Source organism: Streptomyces incanus (genome assembly GCF_042656345.1).
GTDB lineage: Bacteria > Actinomycetota > Actinomycetes > Streptomycetales > Streptomycetaceae > Streptomyces > Streptomyces incanus.
In genome coordinates, this window is sequence record NZ_JBHSPC010000014.1 from 173,415 (window position 1) to 191,007 (window position 17,593).

11 protein-coding genes are annotated in these 17,593 nt (G+C 73.1%); 9 read left to right on the top strand and 2 right to left on the bottom strand.

The window, feature by feature from the left end; genetic code table 11:
- Positions 1-12: 12 nt before the first annotated feature.
- Entirely contained in the window at positions 13-984 is a 972-nt protein-coding gene (locus ACFP2V_RS05685) for an ABC transporter ATP-binding protein (protein WP_381206358.1), read from the bottom strand.
- Between the two features lie 231 nt (positions 985-1,215).
- Between ACFP2V_RS05685 and ACFP2V_RS05690 the strand changes: the two genes are divergently transcribed.
- From ACFP2V_RS05690 to ACFP2V_RS05720, 7 genes are all read left to right on the top strand, one after another.
- Positions 1,216-3,072: an ABC transporter ATP-binding protein gene (locus ACFP2V_RS05690; protein ID WP_381206361.1), complete on the top strand. Its 1,857-nt coding sequence runs from the start codon at positions 1,216-1,218 to the stop codon at positions 3,070-3,072.
- Positions 3,069-4,931, top strand: coding sequence for an ABC transporter ATP-binding protein (locus ACFP2V_RS05695; protein WP_381206364.1), 1,863 nt, complete (start codon positions 3,069-3,071; stop codon positions 4,929-4,931). The genes ACFP2V_RS05690 and ACFP2V_RS05695 overlap by 4 nt, the downstream gene beginning before the upstream one ends.
- Positions 4,932-4,956: 25 nt before the next feature.
- The gene (locus ACFP2V_RS05700) at positions 4,957-6,726 is read left to right on the top strand and encodes an ABC transporter transmembrane domain-containing protein (protein ID WP_381206367.1); all 1,770 of its coding nucleotides are present in this window, start codon (positions 4,957-4,959) and stop codon (positions 6,724-6,726) included.
- Positions 6,723-8,483, top strand: a complete 1,761-nt coding sequence (locus ACFP2V_RS05705; RefSeq protein WP_381206370.1) for an ABC transporter ATP-binding protein — start codon at positions 6,723-6,725, stop codon at positions 8,481-8,483. The genes ACFP2V_RS05700 and ACFP2V_RS05705 overlap by 4 nt, the downstream gene beginning before the upstream one ends.
- Positions 8,484-8,727: 244 nt before the next feature.
- Complete coding sequence (locus ACFP2V_RS05710) at positions 8,728-9,054, top strand: hypothetical protein (protein WP_381206373.1); 327 nt, start codon at positions 8,728-8,730, stop codon at positions 9,052-9,054.
- A 313-nt stretch (positions 9,055-9,367) separates the two neighbouring features.
- A complete protein-coding gene (locus ACFP2V_RS05715) occupies positions 9,368-11,059 on the top strand; it encodes a M4 family metallopeptidase (protein ID WP_381206376.1) in 1,692 nt (563 codons plus the stop codon).
- 189 nt (positions 11,060-11,248) lie between these two features.
- Positions 11,249-11,770, top strand: coding sequence for a DUF1990 family protein (locus ACFP2V_RS05720; RefSeq protein WP_381206379.1), 522 nt, complete (start codon positions 11,249-11,251; stop codon positions 11,768-11,770).
- Positions 11,771-12,087: 317 nt separating this feature from the next.
- On the opposite strand, the gene ACFP2V_RS05725 is transcribed toward ACFP2V_RS05720, so the two are convergent.
- Positions 12,088-14,724, bottom strand: a complete 2,637-nt coding sequence (locus ACFP2V_RS05725; protein WP_381206382.1) for a glycosyltransferase family 1 protein — start codon at positions 14,722-14,724, stop codon at positions 12,088-12,090.
- 576 nt (positions 14,725-15,300) lie between these two features.
- Between ACFP2V_RS05725 and ACFP2V_RS05730 the strand changes: the two genes are divergently transcribed.
- The gene (locus ACFP2V_RS05730) at positions 15,301-16,524 is read left to right on the top strand and encodes a S8 family peptidase (RefSeq protein WP_381206384.1); all 1,224 of its coding nucleotides are present in this window, start codon (positions 15,301-15,303) and stop codon (positions 16,522-16,524) included.
- Positions 16,525-16,801: 277 nt separating this feature from the next.
- On the top strand, positions 16,802-17,593 hold a 792-nt coding region (locus ACFP2V_RS05735), incomplete at its 3' end, for a maltotransferase domain-containing protein (protein WP_381206387.1).

Genomic DNA, 17,593 nt, shown 5'->3' on the forward strand with positions numbered 1-17,593 from the left:
GGACGGGACCGGTCACGCCGGTACCTCCTCGGTGGTGTCGGGGCGGTCGGTGCCGGTGGCGTCCGCCCGCCGGTTCTTCGTCGGGTCCTTCTCCCCCGTCAGGTCCAGGAACGCGTCGTCCAGCGTGGCGTCGGTGACCCGGAGCTGGTGGGCGGTGACGTGGGTGCGGGCGAGGAGGGTGATGACCGCGTTGACGGTCTCGTCCGTGCCGGACAGGGTGACGCGGCCGTCCCGGTGCTCGATCGAGACGAGGGCGGGCAGGCCGTTCAGGTCGCGGTCGTCCAGGGGCACGGAGGGCGTGAAGCTGATGACGGTGGCTCCCGCCGAGCGGCGGATCAGACCGGCCGGGGTGTCCAGGGCGGCCACCCGGCCCTTGTCGATCACCGCGATCCGGTCGCAGAGCCGCTGGGCCTCCTCCATGAAGTGGGTGACGAGCAGGACGGTGACGCCGTTCGCACGGATGTCCTCGATGAGTTCCCAGGTGTCGCGGCGGGCGCGCGGGTCCAGGCCGGTGGTGAGTTCGTCGAGGACGACGATCCGGGGGTCGCCGATGAGGGCGAGCGCGATCGACAGGCGCTGCTTCTGCCCGCCGGAGAGCTTGCCGAAGCGGCTGGTCAGGTGCGGGGTGAGCCCGAGGCGTTCGGCCAGGGGCCGCCAGTCGGCGGGGCGCGGGTAGAACGCGGCGTACAGCTCGAGTGCCTCACGGACGGTGAGCTTGGCCTGGAGTTCACTCCGTTGGAGCTGGGCGCCGAGCACGCCGGCGACCGCGTCGTGATCGGTGACGGGGTCGAGGCCGGTGACGCGGATCCGGCCGGAGTCCGGGACCCGCAGGCCCTCGACGCATTCGACGGTGGTCGTCTTGCCGGCGCCGTTGGGGCCGAGGACGCCGAAGATCTCGCCCTCCTCCACGGCGAAGGAGACACCGTCCACGACGGTCCGGCCCCCGTAGGACTTGCGCAGCTCGGTGACTTCGATGACAGGCATGGCATCAGCGTCGCCGTGCACGGGCTCCCCGTACATCGGCCGAAGCGCTCGAAGCCGCATCAACCGATCGGCTGATGGAGTGGTACGACTTCGGGGGAGAGGGGGGTACGACGCAGGTCGCGTGCGGGCACGTCGACGGGGTCGGGCGGCGGGCGTAGGTCCTGCGGACCAGCGGGGTCCGGCCAAAACTCGGTGGGCAGCGCCGGGTGGCGATCCGTAGGCTCGCTGCTGATGGCCACGACACCCCCACCCCCCGAACCCCTTTCAGCCTCCGGGCCCGGTTCGCTCTCCGAGCCCGGCCCGCCCTCCGAACGCCGCACCACCGTCCGTACGTTGCTGCGCCTGTGGCCGTACGTGCGGCCCGCGCGGACGCGGCTGGTGACCGCCGCCGTCGTCGCGGTGATCGCCTCCTGCGTCAGCCTGGTCTTCCCGCTGGTCCTTAAGTGGATCGTGGACGGCCCGGTCGCGGAGCGGGATCCGGCGGGTGTGTGGCTCGGCGCGTTGTACCTGCTGCTGCTCGGACTGGCGGAGGCGCTGCTGTTCGGTCTGCGGCGGTGGCTGGTGGCGCGTCCGCTGGCGGGGGTCGAGGCGGGAATGCGGGCGGACCTGTACCGGCATCTGCAGCGGCTGCCGGTGGCCTTTCACGACCGGTGGCCGTCGGGTCAGCTGCTGTCCCGGGGAACCACGGATCTGATGCTGGTCCGGATGTTCCTGGCCTTCCCCCTGGTGTTCCTGCTGGCCAACGGGGTGACCATTCTGGTCGGCGTGGTCATCATGCTGGTCCAGGACTGGGTTCTGGGGCTGGTGATCCTGATTCCCACCCTGCCGGTGGCGGCCATCTGCGCGGCCTTCGAGAGGCGGTACAGCAGTGCGTCACGGCTCGCCCAGGACCAGATCGGCGATCTGACGACGGTCGTCGAGGAGAGCGTGCTCGGCATCCGGGTCATCAAGGGGTTCGGACGGCACCGCAGTCAGGCGAAGGCGTTCCGGAAGCTGTCGAAGGAACTGCGCGGGACGGAGCTGCGCAAGGCCCGGCTGCTGGCCATGATCATGACCGTCATCACCACGCTGCCGGAACTGGCGATCGGCGGGGCGCTGGTGCTGGGGACCGTACGAGTGGCCGACGGGGACCTGTCCGCGGGCACTCTGGTGGCGTTCCTGTCGACGGCCCTCGCGCTGCGCTGGCCCGTGGAGTCGATCGGCTTCCTGCTGGCGCTGAGCCAGGAGACGGCGACGGCGACCCAGCGGTACTTCGAGGTGATGGACGCCGAGGAGGAGCGACCGGGGCCCGACCGCACGCGGGTCACCGTCGCCGAGGGCGGCGAAGGGCTGCGCTTCCACGGCGTCACCTTCCGCTACCCCGACGCCCCTCCCGGTTCTCCACCCGTCCTGGACCGCGTCGACCTGCACATCCGTCCCGGCGAGTCCATGGCCCTGGTCGGCACGACCGGCAGTGGCAAGACCACGCTCACCGCCCTGGTCCCCCGGCTGCACGAGGCGACCTCGGGGCGGATCACCCTCGACGGCACGGACATCACCGCGCTGTCGCGCGAGGAGCTGCGGCGCAGGGTCTCCGTCGCGTTCGAGGAGCCGACCCTGTTCTCGGCCGAGGTGGCGGAGAACGTGCTGATGGGCGCCGGCGCCACCGCCGGGGAGGGCGAACTGGAGCGGGCGCTCGGCGTGGCGCAGGCCGACTTCGTGCACGCGCTGCCGCAGGGCTCGCGGACCCAGGTCGGCGAGCAGGGGCTGAGCCTCTCCGGCGGGCAACGGCAGCGCCTCGCGCTGGCCCGCGCGGTGGCCGGCCGGCCCGACTTCCTGGTGCTGGACGACCCGCTGTCCGCGCTGGACGTGCACACGGAGGCCGCGGTCGAGGCCGCCCTGCGCCGGGTGCTCGTCGACACCACGGCCCTGATCGTGGCACACCGCCCGTCCACGGTCCTGCTGGCCGACCGCGTCGCCCTGCTGTCCGGCGGCCGGATCAGGGCGGTCGGCACCCACCACGAACTGCTGCGCACCAACGCCGAGTACGCCCACCTGATGGCCGGCGACCCGGTGACGGAACAGGCGGAACAGGAGGACCAGCGATGACGGCGGCTCCCACCGCACCCGCCCGCGACGAGGACGGCAAGGACGACGAGCCGCGGACCCCGCAGGCCGGCGATCCGTTCGACCGGGACGTGCTGCCCACTCCCCCGGACGCCACCGGCGTCCTGCTGCGTTCCCTGCTGACGCCGATGCGCCGCCGGGTCGCGCTCACGGTGGTTCTGCTGCTGCTCCAGCAGGCGGCGGTGCAGGCGGGCCCGCTGCTGGTGGCGTACGCGATCGACCGGGGCGTGCCCGCGTTCCGGTCCGCCGACCACGGGCCGCTGATCGCGGTCGCGGTGGGTTATCTGCTGTGCGCGGCGGCGGGCGGTGTGCTGCAGTACGCGTTCATCGGCGTCTCCGCGCGGGTCAGCCAGGACGTGCTGCTGGATCTGCGCGGCCGGATCTTCCGGCACGCGCAGGCGCTCAGCGTCGACTTCCACGAGCGCTACACCTCGGGCCGGCTCATCTCCCGCTCCACCACGGACGTCGAGTCGCTGCGGGAGCTGCTGGAGGAGGGCCTGCAGCAGCTGGTGACGGTCGTCGTGTCCTGCGTCTACATCTCGGCGCTGCTGCTCTGGCTGGACCTGGGGCTCGGCGCCGTCGCGGTGGCGTCCTTCCTGCCGCTGTACCTGATGGTGCGGTCGTACCAGCGGCGGGCGCACCGGGTGTTCCGGCTGCGCTCGACAGCGATCGCCGCGGTGATCGTGAAGTTCGTCGAGACGATGAACGGCATCCGCCCGGTGCGTGCCTTCCGCCGCGAGGCCGTCAACGACGCCGCGTTCCGGGAGCTGAACCGGCGGCACGAGCGGACCAACGGCGACGCGCTGCTCGAGATGGCCCGCTATGTCGTCGGCTCGCGGGTGACCGCCAACACGACGGTCGCGCTGGCCGTGCTGTGGGGCGCCTACCGGGTGGCGGACGGGACGCTCGCGCTCGGTGTGCTGGCGGCGGCGGTGCTGTATCTGCGGCGCCTGTACGACCCGATCGACCGGCTGGGCATGTTCCTCAACGCGTACCAGTCGGCGGCGGCCTCGCTGGAGAAGATCGCCGGCCTGCTGGCCCAGGTCCCGTCCGTGCCGGAGCCGGCGTCCCCCCGTGAACTGCCGGAGCGGCGGTCGGAGCATCCGGGGCGCGAGGTCGTCTTCGACGGGGTCCGGTTCGCGTACCGCACCGGTGGCGAGGTGCTGCCCCGTTTCGACCTGACGCTCCCCGCCGGGCAGACCGTCGCGGTGGTCGGCTCGACCGGCGCGGGCAAATCCACGCTGGCGAAGCTGCTCGCCCGCTTCTACGACCCCACCGACGGCCGGGTCCTGCTCGACGGCGTCGACCTGCGCGACCTGCCGGGGCCCGAACTGCGGCGCGGGGTCGTCATGGTGACACAGGAGGCGTTCCTGTTCTCCGGCACGGTCGCCGAGAACATCGCCCTCGGCCGTCCGGAGGCCGACCGCGCGGAGATCGAGCAGGCGGCGAAGGAGATCGGCGCGCACGACTTCATCAGTGCCCTCCCGGACGGCTACGACACCGACGTACGCAAGCGGGGCGGCCGCATCTCGGCCGGTCAGCGCCAGCTCGTGGCGTTCGCGAGGGCGTTGCTCGCCGATCCCGCCGTACTGATCCTGGACGAGGCGACCAGTTCGCTGGACATCCCCGGCGAGCGGGCGGTGCAGCGCGCGATGACGACGGTGCTGCGAGGCCGTACGGCGGTGGTGATCGCCCACCGTCTGTCCACCGTGGAGATCGCGGACCGCGTCCTGGTGATGGAGCACGGCCGGATCGTGGAGGACGGCACCCCGGCCGAACTCGTCGCGGGCACGGGCCGCTTCGCGGACCTGCACCGGGCGTGGCGGGACAGTCTGGCATAGGCGCGGCAGCGCAGGGGGTAAGTGGATGATCGACGCGTACGGGGACCCCGGCACGCCCGACGGCCGGGGCGGGGCCCGCTATCTGTGGTGGCTGGTCCTGCGGCAGCCGGGCCGGTGTGCGGCGGGGGCGGTGTTCGCCAGCGTGTGGATGGTGCTGCTGGCGGCGACGCCGTATCTGATGTCCCGGGCGGTGGACGAGGGACTCGAACCGGGTGACATGGGGGCCCTGGCTCTCTGGACGGGGGCCCTGTTCGCGGTGAACGGGGTCAACTCCTGGCTCGGCATCATGCGGCACCGCACGATGACCCGGGTGCGGATGGACGCCCACTTCCGCACGGTGAAGGTGGTCGTCGGGCAGACGGTGCGGCTCGGTTCCTCGCTGTCGCGCGCCACCGGGGCCGGAGAGGTCGTCACCATCGGGGTCGGTGACGTGCAGTTGATCAGCCAGTCGCTCACCGTCGTCGGGCCCGGAGTGGGCGCGGTCGTGGCCTACGGGGTGGTGGCCGGCCTGCTGCTGTCGGTGTCGCCGCTGCTGGCGCTGGTCGTGCTGCTCGGGGTGCCGGTGATCGCCCTCGTGGTGGGGCCGTTGGCGGGACGGTTGCAGGGGACGGAGACGGAGTACCGGGAGCGGCAGGGCGTGCTGACCGCGCGGATCGGGGATCTGGCGGGTGGGCTGCGGGTACTGAGCGGGCTCGGCGGCAAGGGCCTGATGGCGGAGGCGTTCCGGCGGGACTCGCAGCGGTTGCGCGAACAGGGCTACCGGGTCGGTGCGGTGACCAGCTGGATGCAGGCGCTCGGTGCCGGCCTTCCCATGCTGTTTCTGGCGGGGGTGACCTGGATCGCCGCCCGGCTGGCCGCCCAGGGGCAGATCAGCGTGGGCGAGCTGGTGTCGGTGTACGGCTACGTGGCCGTGCTGGTGTGGCCGGTGATGTTCCTGATCGAGTGCGGTTACCAGCTGAGCCGGGGTGTGGTGGCCGCCCGGCGGGTGGCGGCGTTCCTCCGGCTGGAACCACCGGCCGACACCGGCGAGGCCGCCGCGCCCGCCGAACCGTCGGTGCTGTACGACCCCGGGTCGGGGACGCGGGTGCTGCCGGGCCGGCTGACCGCGCTCGCCGCGGCGCGCCCGGCCGACGCGGTCGGCGTGGTGGACCGGCTCGGCCGGTACGTGCCGTCGTCGGCCACCTGGGGCGGGCGGCGGCTGGACGCGATCGCGCTCGCCGAGGTCCGGGAACGGATTCTGGTCGCCGACCACGAGGCCGATCTGTTCGCCGGTCCGCTGCGTGAGGTGGTGGCCGGCCGCCGTGCGGCTGAGGACGCGGACGTCCTGCACGCCTTGCACGCGGCCGCCGCCGACGACATCGTGCGGGGCCTGCCCGACGGTCTGGACTCGGCGGTGTCCGCCCAGGGCCGCAGTCTCTCCGGGGGACAGCGGCAACGCGTGCGGCTGGCACGTGCGGTGCTGTCCGATCCCGAGGTGCTGCTGGCCATCGAACCCACCTCGGCGCTCGACGCGCACACCGAGGCCGCGGTCGCCGAGGGGCTGCGCGCGGTGCGCCGGGGCCGTACGACGGTGGTGACGTCCACTTCGCCGCTGATGCTGGACCGCGTCGACCAGGTGCACTTCCTGGTGGACGGCAAGGTGGCCGCCACCGGCAGCCACCGCGAACTCCTCGACCGTGAGCCCGGATACCGGGCGTTGGTGGCCAGGGACACCGTCGGGGAATCAACGGGGCGGTCCGCCGGGGAATCAGCCGGGCGGTCCGCCGAGGAAGCCGGTGAGGAGGTAGTGCGGTGAGCCGAGGACGACTGCCGGTCGCCGAGCCCGCCGAGGTGCGCCGGGCGGCCGTGGCGCTGGTGAAGGCGGACGGACGGGCCTTCGCCGCGGTGCTGGCCCTGAACGCGCTGGCCGCTCTGGCGGGGCTGGCCGGGCCGTGGCTGCTGGGACGGATCATCGACGGGGTGCGCGACGGGGGCGGGGTGAGCGTGGTGGACCGGCTGGCACCGGTCATCCTGCTGTGCGCGGTCGGGCAGTTGCTGCTGGCCCGCTGGGGCCGTTATGTGGGGCACCGCTTCGGGGAGCGAACGCTGGCGCGGGTCCGGGAGGGCTTCGTGGACCGGGCGCTGGCGCTGCCCTCGTCGGTGGTGGAGCGGGCCGGCACCGGGGACCTGACGGCGCGGGGCACGGCCGATGTGACTGTCGTGGGCACCACCCTGCGCGACGCCGGGCCGTCGCTGCTGGTCAACGGGGTGCAGTCGGTGTTTGTCATGGCGGCGGTCTTCCTGGTGGACCCCTTGCTGGGCGCCCTTGGCGTGCTGGGGCTCGCCCCGATCGGGTTCGTGCTGCGCTGGTATCTGCGCCGGGCCCGCGCCGGATACCTCGCCGAGGGCGCGGCCGTCTCGGATGTGGCGGAGATCGTCGCGGCGACGGCGGCGGGGGCGCGCACGGTGGAGGCGTTCGGGCTCCGGCGGCAGCGGGTCCGGGCGAGCCGGGAGGCGCTGGAGACCGCCCGGCGCGCCCGGTTCCACACCCTGTTCCTGCGGACGGTGTTCTTCCCGGTGGTGGAGGTCTCGTACGCCGTCCCGGTGGCCGGCGTACTCCTGATCGGCGGGGCGCTGCACGGGCGGGGCACGGTGAGCCTGGGCGCGGTGGTGAGCGCCGCCCTGTATCTGCTGCAGTTGAGCGGGCCGCTGGACGAGGTGCTGATGCGGATCGAGCAACTGCAGAGCAGCGGTGCCTCGTTCGCCCGGGTGGAAGGGCTGGCGAGGGTGCCGCGCGCGGCGGGGCACGGCGACGTTCCGGATCCGGCCGGTGACCGCATCGACGTGACCGGTGTGCGCTACGCCTACGACGGGGGCGCCGAGGTACTGCGCGGGGTCGATCTGACGGTGCGGCCGGGTGAGCGGCTGGCCGTGGTGGGGCCGTCCGGCGCGGGCAAGACCACGCTGAGCCGGCTGCTCGCGGGCGTGGACGCGCCGACCGCAGGGACGGTGACGGTGGGCGGAGCACCCGTGGCCCGGCTGGACCCGGATCTGCTGCGCCGGCAGGTCGTGCTGGTCACTCAGGAGCACCACGTGTTTCTCGGTTCGGTGCGCGACAATCTGCGCATCGCCGAACCGGGCGCTCAGGACGGTGCGTTGTGGGCCGCGTTGACCGCGGTGGGCGCCGACACATGGGTGCGGGAGCTGCCGGAGGGTCTGGACACCTGGCTGGGGCAGGACGGTTACGCCCCGGACGGCTCCCAGGCCCAGCAACTGGCTCTGGCCCGGGTGGTGCTGGCGGATCCGCACACGCTGGTCCTCGACGAGGCGACCGCCCTGCTCGACCCGACGACCGCGCGCCACACCGAGCGTGCGCTGGCCGCCGTCCTCGCGGGACGCACCGTCATCGCGATCGCGCACCGGCTGCACACCGCGCACGACGCGGACCGCGTGGCGGTGATGGAGGACGGCCGGCTGACCGAACTCGGCACGCACGAGACCCTGGTGGCGGCGGGCGGGGCGTACGCGGCGCTCTGGCACTCGTGGCACGGAAGCCGGCCGGACCGCCCGTAGCCCGATGGCCGGCGGTGGGGCGGTGGGGCGGTACGCCTGCTCGCCCGCGCCGGCGGGTCCGTCATCCGCCGGGGAGCTCGGTCCTGGCCTGCGGGATCGGTGTGTACCGGGCACTGGCCGACAGGCAGGGCACCCCGCCCCTGTTCCGCGGTGGGCCGTTCCTCCACCCCCTGGCCGCCGCCCTGCCCATCGACTGCCTCGCGCACTCGCCGCACAGCCCGCCGGGCCGGGGGCCGGCCACCCCGTGCCGCGCCGGCTCGGACGTCCTTCGTACAGCCTCCGCCTGTGGCGCTGGCCGGTTTGCCCGCTGCTCGACGAGGACCGTCTCGGCCTGGCGGGCCCGCCCCGCACGGCCGTCGTTCTCGCCGTGTCCGGCATGGCGGCCTGGCTCACCGAGGTCCTGGTGGAGGATCCGGCCCGGTCCCGGGCCCGCTGGGCCACCGGCCGTGCCGGCGCGCTCGCGGTCCTCGCCACGTTCGCCGCGCCGACGGTCCTCCGGGCGCCCGTCCCCGAGCCGCGGACCGGGGAGGGATCCGTCGATGTCACGCGCCTCATGCCCGTCGGCGATTGATCCCCCCACCGTGCCCCGCCCGCCCCGCGTCCTCGCACACCAATCCGTTCGTATACCGAACCCTGGCCCCCGCACAACGAACGGTTTCCGGCCATTTTCCTGACGCGCTCCTGACAGGAACTGCGGTCTCCTGCCACTCTTCCCACGGCCCCCGCACGGCAACCCCACAGTGCCACCGAACCGTCGTGCCTCGGCCACCGCTCCAGCACAGCAGCACGTGGTACCGCGTACTGCCCTGTTCTGCCCGGCCGGCTCACCAGTCGGCCGGTCTCCCCTGGCCGCACAACCCGCGGCCGCGCAGAAGGAGTCAGTGTTGAGAAGCAGGTCTTCCCACAGACGCACCCCCCTCGCCACGACGCGCCGCCGTACCGCGGCCGTCGCCCTCGCCGGGGTCGCCGCCCTGGTCGCCACGGCCGTGCAGGCCGGCAGCGCCACCGCGGCCCCGGACTCCGCACCGACGGCCGCCGGACAGGCGAAGCCCGCCGCGGAGTCGGTCCGGCTCACCCCCGCCCAGCGCGCCGAGCTGATCCGCGAGGCGACCGCCACCACGGCGGACACCGCCGCGGAGCTCGGTCTGGGCGCGAAGGAGAAACTCGTCGTCCGTGACGTCCTCAAGGACCGGGACGGCACCGTCCACGTCCGCTACGAGCGCACCTACGACGGCCTGCCCGTCCTCGGCGGCGACCTGGTCGTGCAGGGCGACAGCCCCGGCGAGGCCGATTCGGTCGTCAAGGCCACCCGGACCGAGGTGAAGCCCGCCACGACCACGGCCAAGGTGTCCACCGCCAAGGCGGAGCAGCAGGCGCTGTCCGCCGCGAAGGCCGAGGACGCCAAGAGCCCCGACGTGGACGGCGCCCCGCGCAAGGTGATCTGGGCCGCGAGCGGCACCCCCACGGTGGCGTACGAGACGGTCGTCGGTGGGCTCCAGCACGACGGCACCCCGCAGGAGCTGCACGTCATCACCGACGCCACCACGGGCGAGAAGCTGTACGAGTGGCAGGCCATCGAGAACGCGACCGGCAACACCGTCTACAGCGGCACCGTCACCCTGAACTCCACCCAGTCCGGGTCGACGTACAACCTCACCGACGGCGCGCGCGGCGGGCACAAGACGTACAACCTGAACCGCGGCACCTCGGGCACCGGCACCCTGTTCTCCGGCCCCGACGACGTCTGGGGCAACGGCAGCCCCTCCAACGCGGAGTCGGCCGCCGCCGACGCCCAGTACGGGGCCGCGCTGACCTGGGACTACTACAAGAACGTGCACGGCCGCACCGGCATCCGCGGCAACGGCGTGGGCGCCTACTCCCGGGTCCACTACGGCAACAACTACGTCAACGCCTTCTGGTCGGACAGCTGCTTCTGCATGACCTACGGCGACGGAGCGGGCAACGCCAAACCGCTGACCTCGATCGACGTCGCCGCGCACGAGATGACCCACGGCCTCACCTCGAACACCGCGGGCCTCGTCTACAGCGGAGAGTCCGGCGGCCTCAACGAGGCGACCAGCGACATCTTCGGCTCGACCGTGGAGTTCTACGCGGCCAACTCCTCCGACGTCGGTGACTACCTCATCGGCGAAAAGATAAACATCAACGGCAACGGCACCCCGTTGCGCTACATGGACAAGCCGAGCAAGGACGGCTCGTCCAAGGACGCCTGGTACTCCGGGATCGGCTCGATCAACGTGCACTACTCCTCGGGCCCCGCGAACCACTTCTTCTACCTGCTGAGCGAGGGCAGCGGCACCAAGACCGTCAACGGCGTCAGCTACAACTCGCCCACCTCGGACGGCCTGCCGGTCACCGGCATCGGCCGGGCCAAGGCGGAGAAGATCTGGTTCCGCGCACTGACCACCAAGTTCACCTCGACCACCAACTACGCGAGCGCCCGCACCGGCTCCCTGGCGGCGACCGGTGAGCTGTACGGCACGAGCAGCGCCGAGTACAAGGCGGTGCAGAACGCCTGGGCCGCCGTCAACGTCGGCGCCCGCTCCAGTGGCTGAGGACGCGGGACCGGGCGGTCGGGCGGCCCGGGACACCGGCCGCCTCAGTGGCCGGATGCCCGCCCTCCCGTAGGCCGCAGGCCGCAGGTTCGCCGTACGCGGTGAAAGGGCGCCCGCACCGGAGGGTAGGACTCCGGTGCGGGCGCCCCGGTGTCACCGGTTCCGCGGACCGCCCTACCCTTGGGTCCCATGTCTTCGGCGGACTTCACCTACGACCATGTCGGCGCGACCCGCGAGCCGGGTTTTTGCCCTCCCGGATTCCATCCCCTGCACTTCCGCACCCGGCTCGGCGAGGGCGAGGCGGTCTTCCGGCAGGGCTCGGAGGCGGTCCTCACCTGGGAGCTGCACCGGGCCCTGGGGGTCGGGTTCGACACCTCCGCCGACCGCGCGGCGCCCGGCGTCGACGTCACCGTCACGCTCGCCGGAGTAATCCGGGCACCCTGCCGGGTGGTCTGGACGGTGGAGGAGTACCGCAAGGCCGGCTGGGCGTACGGCACGCTGCCCGGTCATCCGGAGTGCGGCGAGGAGTCCTTCGTCGTGGACCGCACCGGTGACGGAACGGTGTGGCTGACCGTCTCGGCGTTCAGCAGGCCGGCCAGGTGGTACGCCCGTGCGGCCGGCCCGGCCGCGCGCGGGCTGCAGCAGGCCTACGCCCGCCGCTGCGGCACGGTCCTGCGCCGCCTCGCGACGAAGGGCCTCAAGGAGTTCTGAGGCCCTTGGTGCCTGTCCGGCGGATCATGCCGGGGACGCGGGCGGCCGGCAGGCTCTCCCTCCACGCTCTTCGAGCAGGGGCCCCGGCGACGTCGTCGTCGGTCGTCGCCGACTCCCCCGAGCTCCCGGCTCCTCCCCCGGCTACCGCTGGGAGGTGCCCCGGAGCCCGGAGCAGGGGGACCCCATCGCGTCGGCGCCCCCTCCGCCTCGCCGCCGGACGCACCGGCCCCCGCTCACCCACGCTGACAAGGTGCCGTCGGCATCCTCCGACTTGATCCGCCGGACAGGCCCTGCTTCCTCCGCCCGCTACCGCCGCCTCACCGCATCAGTAACCCGGCGGCCCCCAGGACGTCCTCCGAGGGGACCGCGACCAGGCCCGGTTCCGTGCCCTGCGCCAGCAGCCGGTGGCTGGGCAGGATACGGACCGTGTAGCCGAACGGCCCGGTGCGGTCCAGGGAGAGCGGGCCCTCGTACACCCAGCGGCCCTCCAGGTCGGCGGCGCCCACCGGCTTCAGCGGCACGGGGGTCGCGTCGGCGATGCGGTCCTCCTCGTCCACCCGCCCGGAGACCGCCTGGACCTCGACGTCGTCCGGGCCGAGGTCGCCTAGGCCGACGCGTACCCGCAGCCCGAGGGTGGTGCCGAGTTCCGCCGTGCCCGTCGCCTCCGACGTCTCGACATGGTCGACGGTCACGCCGTGCCAGGCGGCGCGCACCCGGGTCTTCCACCGGGCGAGGTCCCGCGCGGCGTCCGGGTCCATCGCGCGGTGGCCGGCGGCGGCGGGCGCGTACAGGCGCTCGACGTACTCGCGGACCATACGGCCGGCCAGCACCTTCGGGCCGAGCAGACTCAGGGTGTGCCGGACCATCTCCAGCCACCGGTCCGGCAGCCCGCTCTCGCCCCGCTCGTAGAAGCGCGGGGTGATCCGCTGCTCCAGCAGGTCGTACAGCGCGGCGGCCTCTATGGCGTCGCGCCGGTCCGGGTCAGTACCCGCCCCGTCCGCGGTGGGGACGGCCCAGCCGAAGTCGGGCTGGAACCACTCGTCCCACCAGCCGTCCAGCACCGAGAGGTTGAGGCAGCCGTTGAGGGCGGCCTTCATGCCGCTGGTACCGCACGCCTCCAGCGGCCGCAGCGGATTGTTCAGCCAGATGTCGCAGCCGGGGTAGAGCTTCTGCGCCATCGCCATGCCGTAGTCGGGCAGGAAAACGATCCGGTGCCGCACCCGGGGGTCGTCGGCGAACCGGACCAGCTCCTGGATGAGCCGCTTGCCGCCCTCGTCCGCAGGGTGCGCCTTGCCCGCGACCACGATCTGCACCGGCCGCTCGGGGTGCAGCAGCAGATTCATCAGCCGGTCCCGGTCCTGCAGCATCAGCGTCAGCCGCTTGTACGAGGGGACCCGCCGGGCGAAGCCGATGGTCAGCACGTCCGGGTCGAGCACCCGGTCGATCCAGCCCAGCTCCGCCGTCCCGGCACCGCGCTGCCGCCAGGAGGCGCGCAGCCGCTCCCGCACCTCCATCACCAGCAGGGTGCGCAGGGACCGGCGCAGCTCCCAGATGTCCTCGTCCGGGATGTCCGCGACCGAGTCCCAGCGGTCCGAGCCACCGACGGTCAGTGCCTCCTCGGCGCGCTCGGCACCGATCTGCCGGGCGCCGAGCCGGAGCACCTCGGGGGCGACCCAGGTGGGCGCGTGCACCCCGTTGGTCACGGAGGTGATGGGCACCTCCTCGGGGTCGAATCCGGGCCAGAGCCCGGCGAACATCTCGCGGCTGACGCTGCCGTGCAGCAGGGACACGCCGTTGGCGCGCTGGGCGAGGCGCAGGCCCATCACGGCCATGTTGAACAGGCCGGGCTCGCCGCCGGGGTACGTCTCCCTGCCCAGCCCGATGACGCGGTCGACGTCGATGCCCGGCAGTTCGGCGGCGGGGCCGAAGTGGCGGGCGACCAGGTCGCGGTCGAAGCGGTCGATGCCGGCCGGTACGGGGGTGTGCGTGGTGAACACGGTCCCGGCCCGGACGGCCTCCAGGGCGGCATCGAACTCCAGCCCTTCGGAGCCCAGTTCGGCGATGCGCTCCAGACCGAGGAACCCGGCGTGGCCCTCGTTGGTGTGGAACACCTCGGGTGCCGCGTGCCCGGTGAGCCGGCAGTACGCGCGCACCGCCCGCACACCCCCTATGCCGAGCAGCATCTCCTGGAGCAGCCGGTGCTCGCTTCCGCCGCCGTAGAGCCGGTCGGTGACGCCGCGTTCACGGAGGTCGTTCTCCTCGACGTCGGAGTCCAGCAGGAGCAGGGGGACCCTGCCCACCTGGGCCAGCCAGATCCGGGCGCGCAGCGACCGGCCGCCGGGCAGCGCGAGGCTCACCAGGGCGGGCGTGGAGTCGGGCTCCTTGAGCTGGACGAGGGGCAGCTCGTTGGGGTCGAGGACGGGATAGTGCTCCTGCTGCCAGCCGTCCCGGGACAGGGTCTGGCGGAAGTAACCGTGTCGGTAGAGCAGGCCGACGCCGATCAGCGGGACACCGAGGTCGCTGGCGGCCTTGAGATGGTCGCCGGCCAGGATGCCGAGCCCGCCGGAGTACTGCGGCAGGGCGGCCGTGATGCCGAACTCCGGGGAGAAGTAGGCGATGGCGATGGGCAGTTGGCTGCTCTGCGGCCGGGTGCCGGACTGGGTCTGGTACCAGCGGTCGCCGGTCATGTACGTGTGCAGGCCGTCCGCGGCCGCGTCGAGGCGGCCCAGGAACGCGCGGTCGCCGGCCAGCTCGGTGAGCCGCTCGGGCCCCACGCTGCCCAGCAGCCGTACGGGGTCGCGACCGCAGGCGGCCCAGCATTCGGGGTCGACGGACTGGAAGAGGTCGCCGGTCGGCGCGTGCCAGGACCAGCGCAGATTGCGGGCCAGGTCACTGAGGGGCCGGAGGGGGTCGGGGAGAACGGGTCGGACGGTGAATCGACGGATCGCCTTCAAATTCCACCTCGGCGCGAGTCGCGGTGCGGAGGGACGGCAGTGTGCGTCCGGTCGTCCCGCACGACACTACCGGCGGAAACGGCATCCACGGCGGAAGTCGGACACCCCGGTCCCGGCGTGCCCTCGCCCAAACGATTCACCGCATGGCGGATATGGCCGATTCCCTACCCGTAGGCCTCCTTGTGGCACTTCGTTCCGCACGAGACGCTGCCACGGTGGCGTGCCGGCCCGCGCCGGGTACACCCCGGCCCGCGGCGCCGTACGCCTGGCCTGTCGTGTGGATCAGGTCGCAGGGAGGTGACGGTGCCTCGGCAGTGCGGTGAGCGGGGTCTGGTGCGTGCAGCCGCACGGCGGAGGGAGCCGACGCGGAGCGATGGGGCCCCTTCCGCTCATGGGGGTCCCCCCGCTCGAGCGGAGCCGAGAGTGGGGGAGAAGCCGAGAGTGAGGGAGTCGGCGAGTGACGACAACGCGGCTGGGGCCCCCTGCTCGAAGAGCTGGGGGGGGAGTACGTGCCAGACCCCGCGTCTGCGGCATGATCCAAACGCCGGGCCCTAGTCGAGGAGGGGAACTCGGACCATGGCACGGACGCGAACGCGGCGTCTGCGCCGGGCGGGGGGCATGGCGGCGACCATGACGGCGATCCTGTGCGCCGCGACGGTTTCGGCCGCGACCCTGCCCGCGCACGCCGCGCCCATGGGGCGGATATCCGGCGCCGGAGCACCCGGCTCCGTGGCAGGCAGCTACCTGGTGACACTGAAGGAGGGGACCGCGGCCCGCTCGGCGGCGGGCCGAGATCTCGCCGCACGCTACGGGGCGAGAATCAGCCACACCTACGGCACGGTACTGAACGGCTACGCCATCCGGGCGGACGCGAGACAGGCGGCGCGGCTCGCGGCCGACCCCCGGGTCTCCTCGGTCACCCAGGACACCCGGGTGACCCGGGTGACCCGGGTCGGCACGTGGAAGAACCCGCCGCCCTGGGGACTGGACCGGATCGACCAGCGGAACCTGCCGCTGAACAAGCGGTACGCCTCGCCGGACACGGCGGGTGCCGGGGTGACGGTCTACATCATCGACACCGGTGTCCGGATCTCGCACCGGGAATTCGGCGGCCGGGCTCGGCACGGCTGGGACTTCGTCCAGAACGACCGGACCGCCCAGGACGGCAACGGCCACGGCACCCATGTGGCCGGCATCGTCGCGGGGAAGACGTACGGCGTCGCGAAGCGGGCCCGGATCGTCTCCGTCCGCGTGCTGGACGACGCGGGTTCGGGCACCACGGCCCAGGTGATCGCGGGCATCGACTGGGTGACCCGGAACGCGAGGAAGCCCGCGGTCGCCAACCTCAGTCTCGGCGGCTTCCACAACGCGCAGTTGAACGCCGCCGTCCGCGCCTCCATCGCGTCCGGCGTCAGCTACACGGTCGCCGCGGGCAATGAGGGCAGGGCGGCCGCGCTGTACTCGCCCGCGGGGGTCACACAGGCGATCACGGTGGGCGCGACCGACCGGCAGGACAAGAAACCGGCCTTTTCCAACTACGGTTCGGCCGTCGACCTGTTCGCCCCCGGGGTCACTATCACCTCGGCAGCCGCCACGAGCGACACCGGGCGGGTCGCCGCCTCGGGTACGTCGATGGCGTCCCCGCACGCGGCGGGCGCGGCCGCGCTGTATCTCGCCGGGCACCGGCGGGCGACCCCGGCGCAAGTGGCGAGTGCCCTGGTCGAAGAGGCGACGACCGGGAAGGTGAGCGGCCGCGGACTCGGCTCGCCGGACCGGCTGTTGCGGACGCCGGCGCCCTGAAGGGGCTGTCGGACGGCGGCGTGGGAGCGGGCCCGTCGGGGACCGGCTCCGCCTTGCCCGGGCGGGGCCGGTCTTGTGTGTCGACATACGCGCGAGTAGTTAACAAAGTGTCGGATTGCTCACCCGAATAGGGTGGGAAGGCTCCTTCGGTACACCCCTCAGGAACACCGCCGTGCACACGGAACACGACGGAGCATCACGCAGCAGCACGCAGCCACGCAGGACCCACCTCCCCACAGTCATCCGCCCACCTACGTTGACGCGGACAGGAGCGGTCATGCCCGCCAAGCACCCTTCGTCATCTCCTCCGAAGCCCGACACCGCAGAGACGCCATCGGCGCCCGGTTCCACCACACCGGCGCGGGCCGGTTCCGGGGCGCCCCCGAAGCCCGGCCCGCGCCCGTCCGCGAAACGCGGTTCCGGAACACCTCCCGTCCGGCCGGGCGGCAAGGGCGGACATCCGTCGCCCGCACCGTCGCCCGCACCGTCACCCGTTGCGGGAGCGAGCACCGTGAGCGCCATCCCCGCAAGCGACGTCTCCGCCACCTCCGTGGGCCGTATCCCCGTCCTCGACGTCCGGCCGATGGTCCGCGAGGGGCGGCGGCCGGCGAAGGCGGTCGTCGGGGAGACGTTCGAGGTGACGGCGACCGTGTTCCGTGAGGGACATGACGCGGTGGCCGCCCATGTCGTCCTGACCGACCCCGAGGGCCGGCGGGGGCCGTTCACGCCGATGCGGGAGCTGGCGCCCGGTACCGACCGCTGGGGGGCCACCGTCACCGCCGGGGAGACGGGGCACTGGACGTACACCGTCGAGGCGTGGGGGGATCCGATCACCACCTGGCGGCACCACGCGCGGATCAAGATTCCGGCGGGGATCGACACGGAACTGGTGCTGGAGGAGGGCGCCCGGCTCCACGAACGGGCGGCGGCCCAGGTCCCGGAACCGGACCGGCGGGCCGCTCTCCTCACCGCCGTGGACGCGCTGCGCGACGCACGGCGTCCGGCCTCGTCCCGGCTGGCGGCGGGGTTGACGCCGGAGGTGGACGCGGTGCTGGCCCGGTATCCGCTG

Excerpts from the sequence above, each read along its gene's own strand:
- ACFP2V_RS05685 (WP_381206358.1), bottom strand. The coding sequence starts at position 984 with ATGCCTGTCATCGAAGTCACCGAGCTGCGCAAGTCCTACGGGGGCCGG.
- ACFP2V_RS05700 (WP_381206367.1), top strand. The coding sequence starts at position 4,957 with ATGATCGACGCGTACGGGGACCCCGGCACGCCCGACGGCCGGGGCGGG.
- ACFP2V_RS05720 (WP_381206379.1), top strand. The coding sequence starts at position 11,249 with ATGTCTTCGGCGGACTTCACCTACGACCATGTCGGCGCGACCCGCGAG.
- ACFP2V_RS05730 (WP_381206384.1), top strand. The coding sequence starts at position 15,301 with ATGGCACGGACGCGAACGCGGCGTCTGCGCCGGGCGGGGGGCATGGCG.
- ACFP2V_RS05690 (WP_381206361.1), top strand. The coding sequence starts at position 1,216 with ATGGCCACGACACCCCCACCCCCCGAACCCCTTTCAGCCTCCGGGCCC.
- ACFP2V_RS05695 (WP_381206364.1), top strand. The coding sequence starts at position 3,069 with ATGACGGCGGCTCCCACCGCACCCGCCCGCGACGAGGACGGCAAGGAC.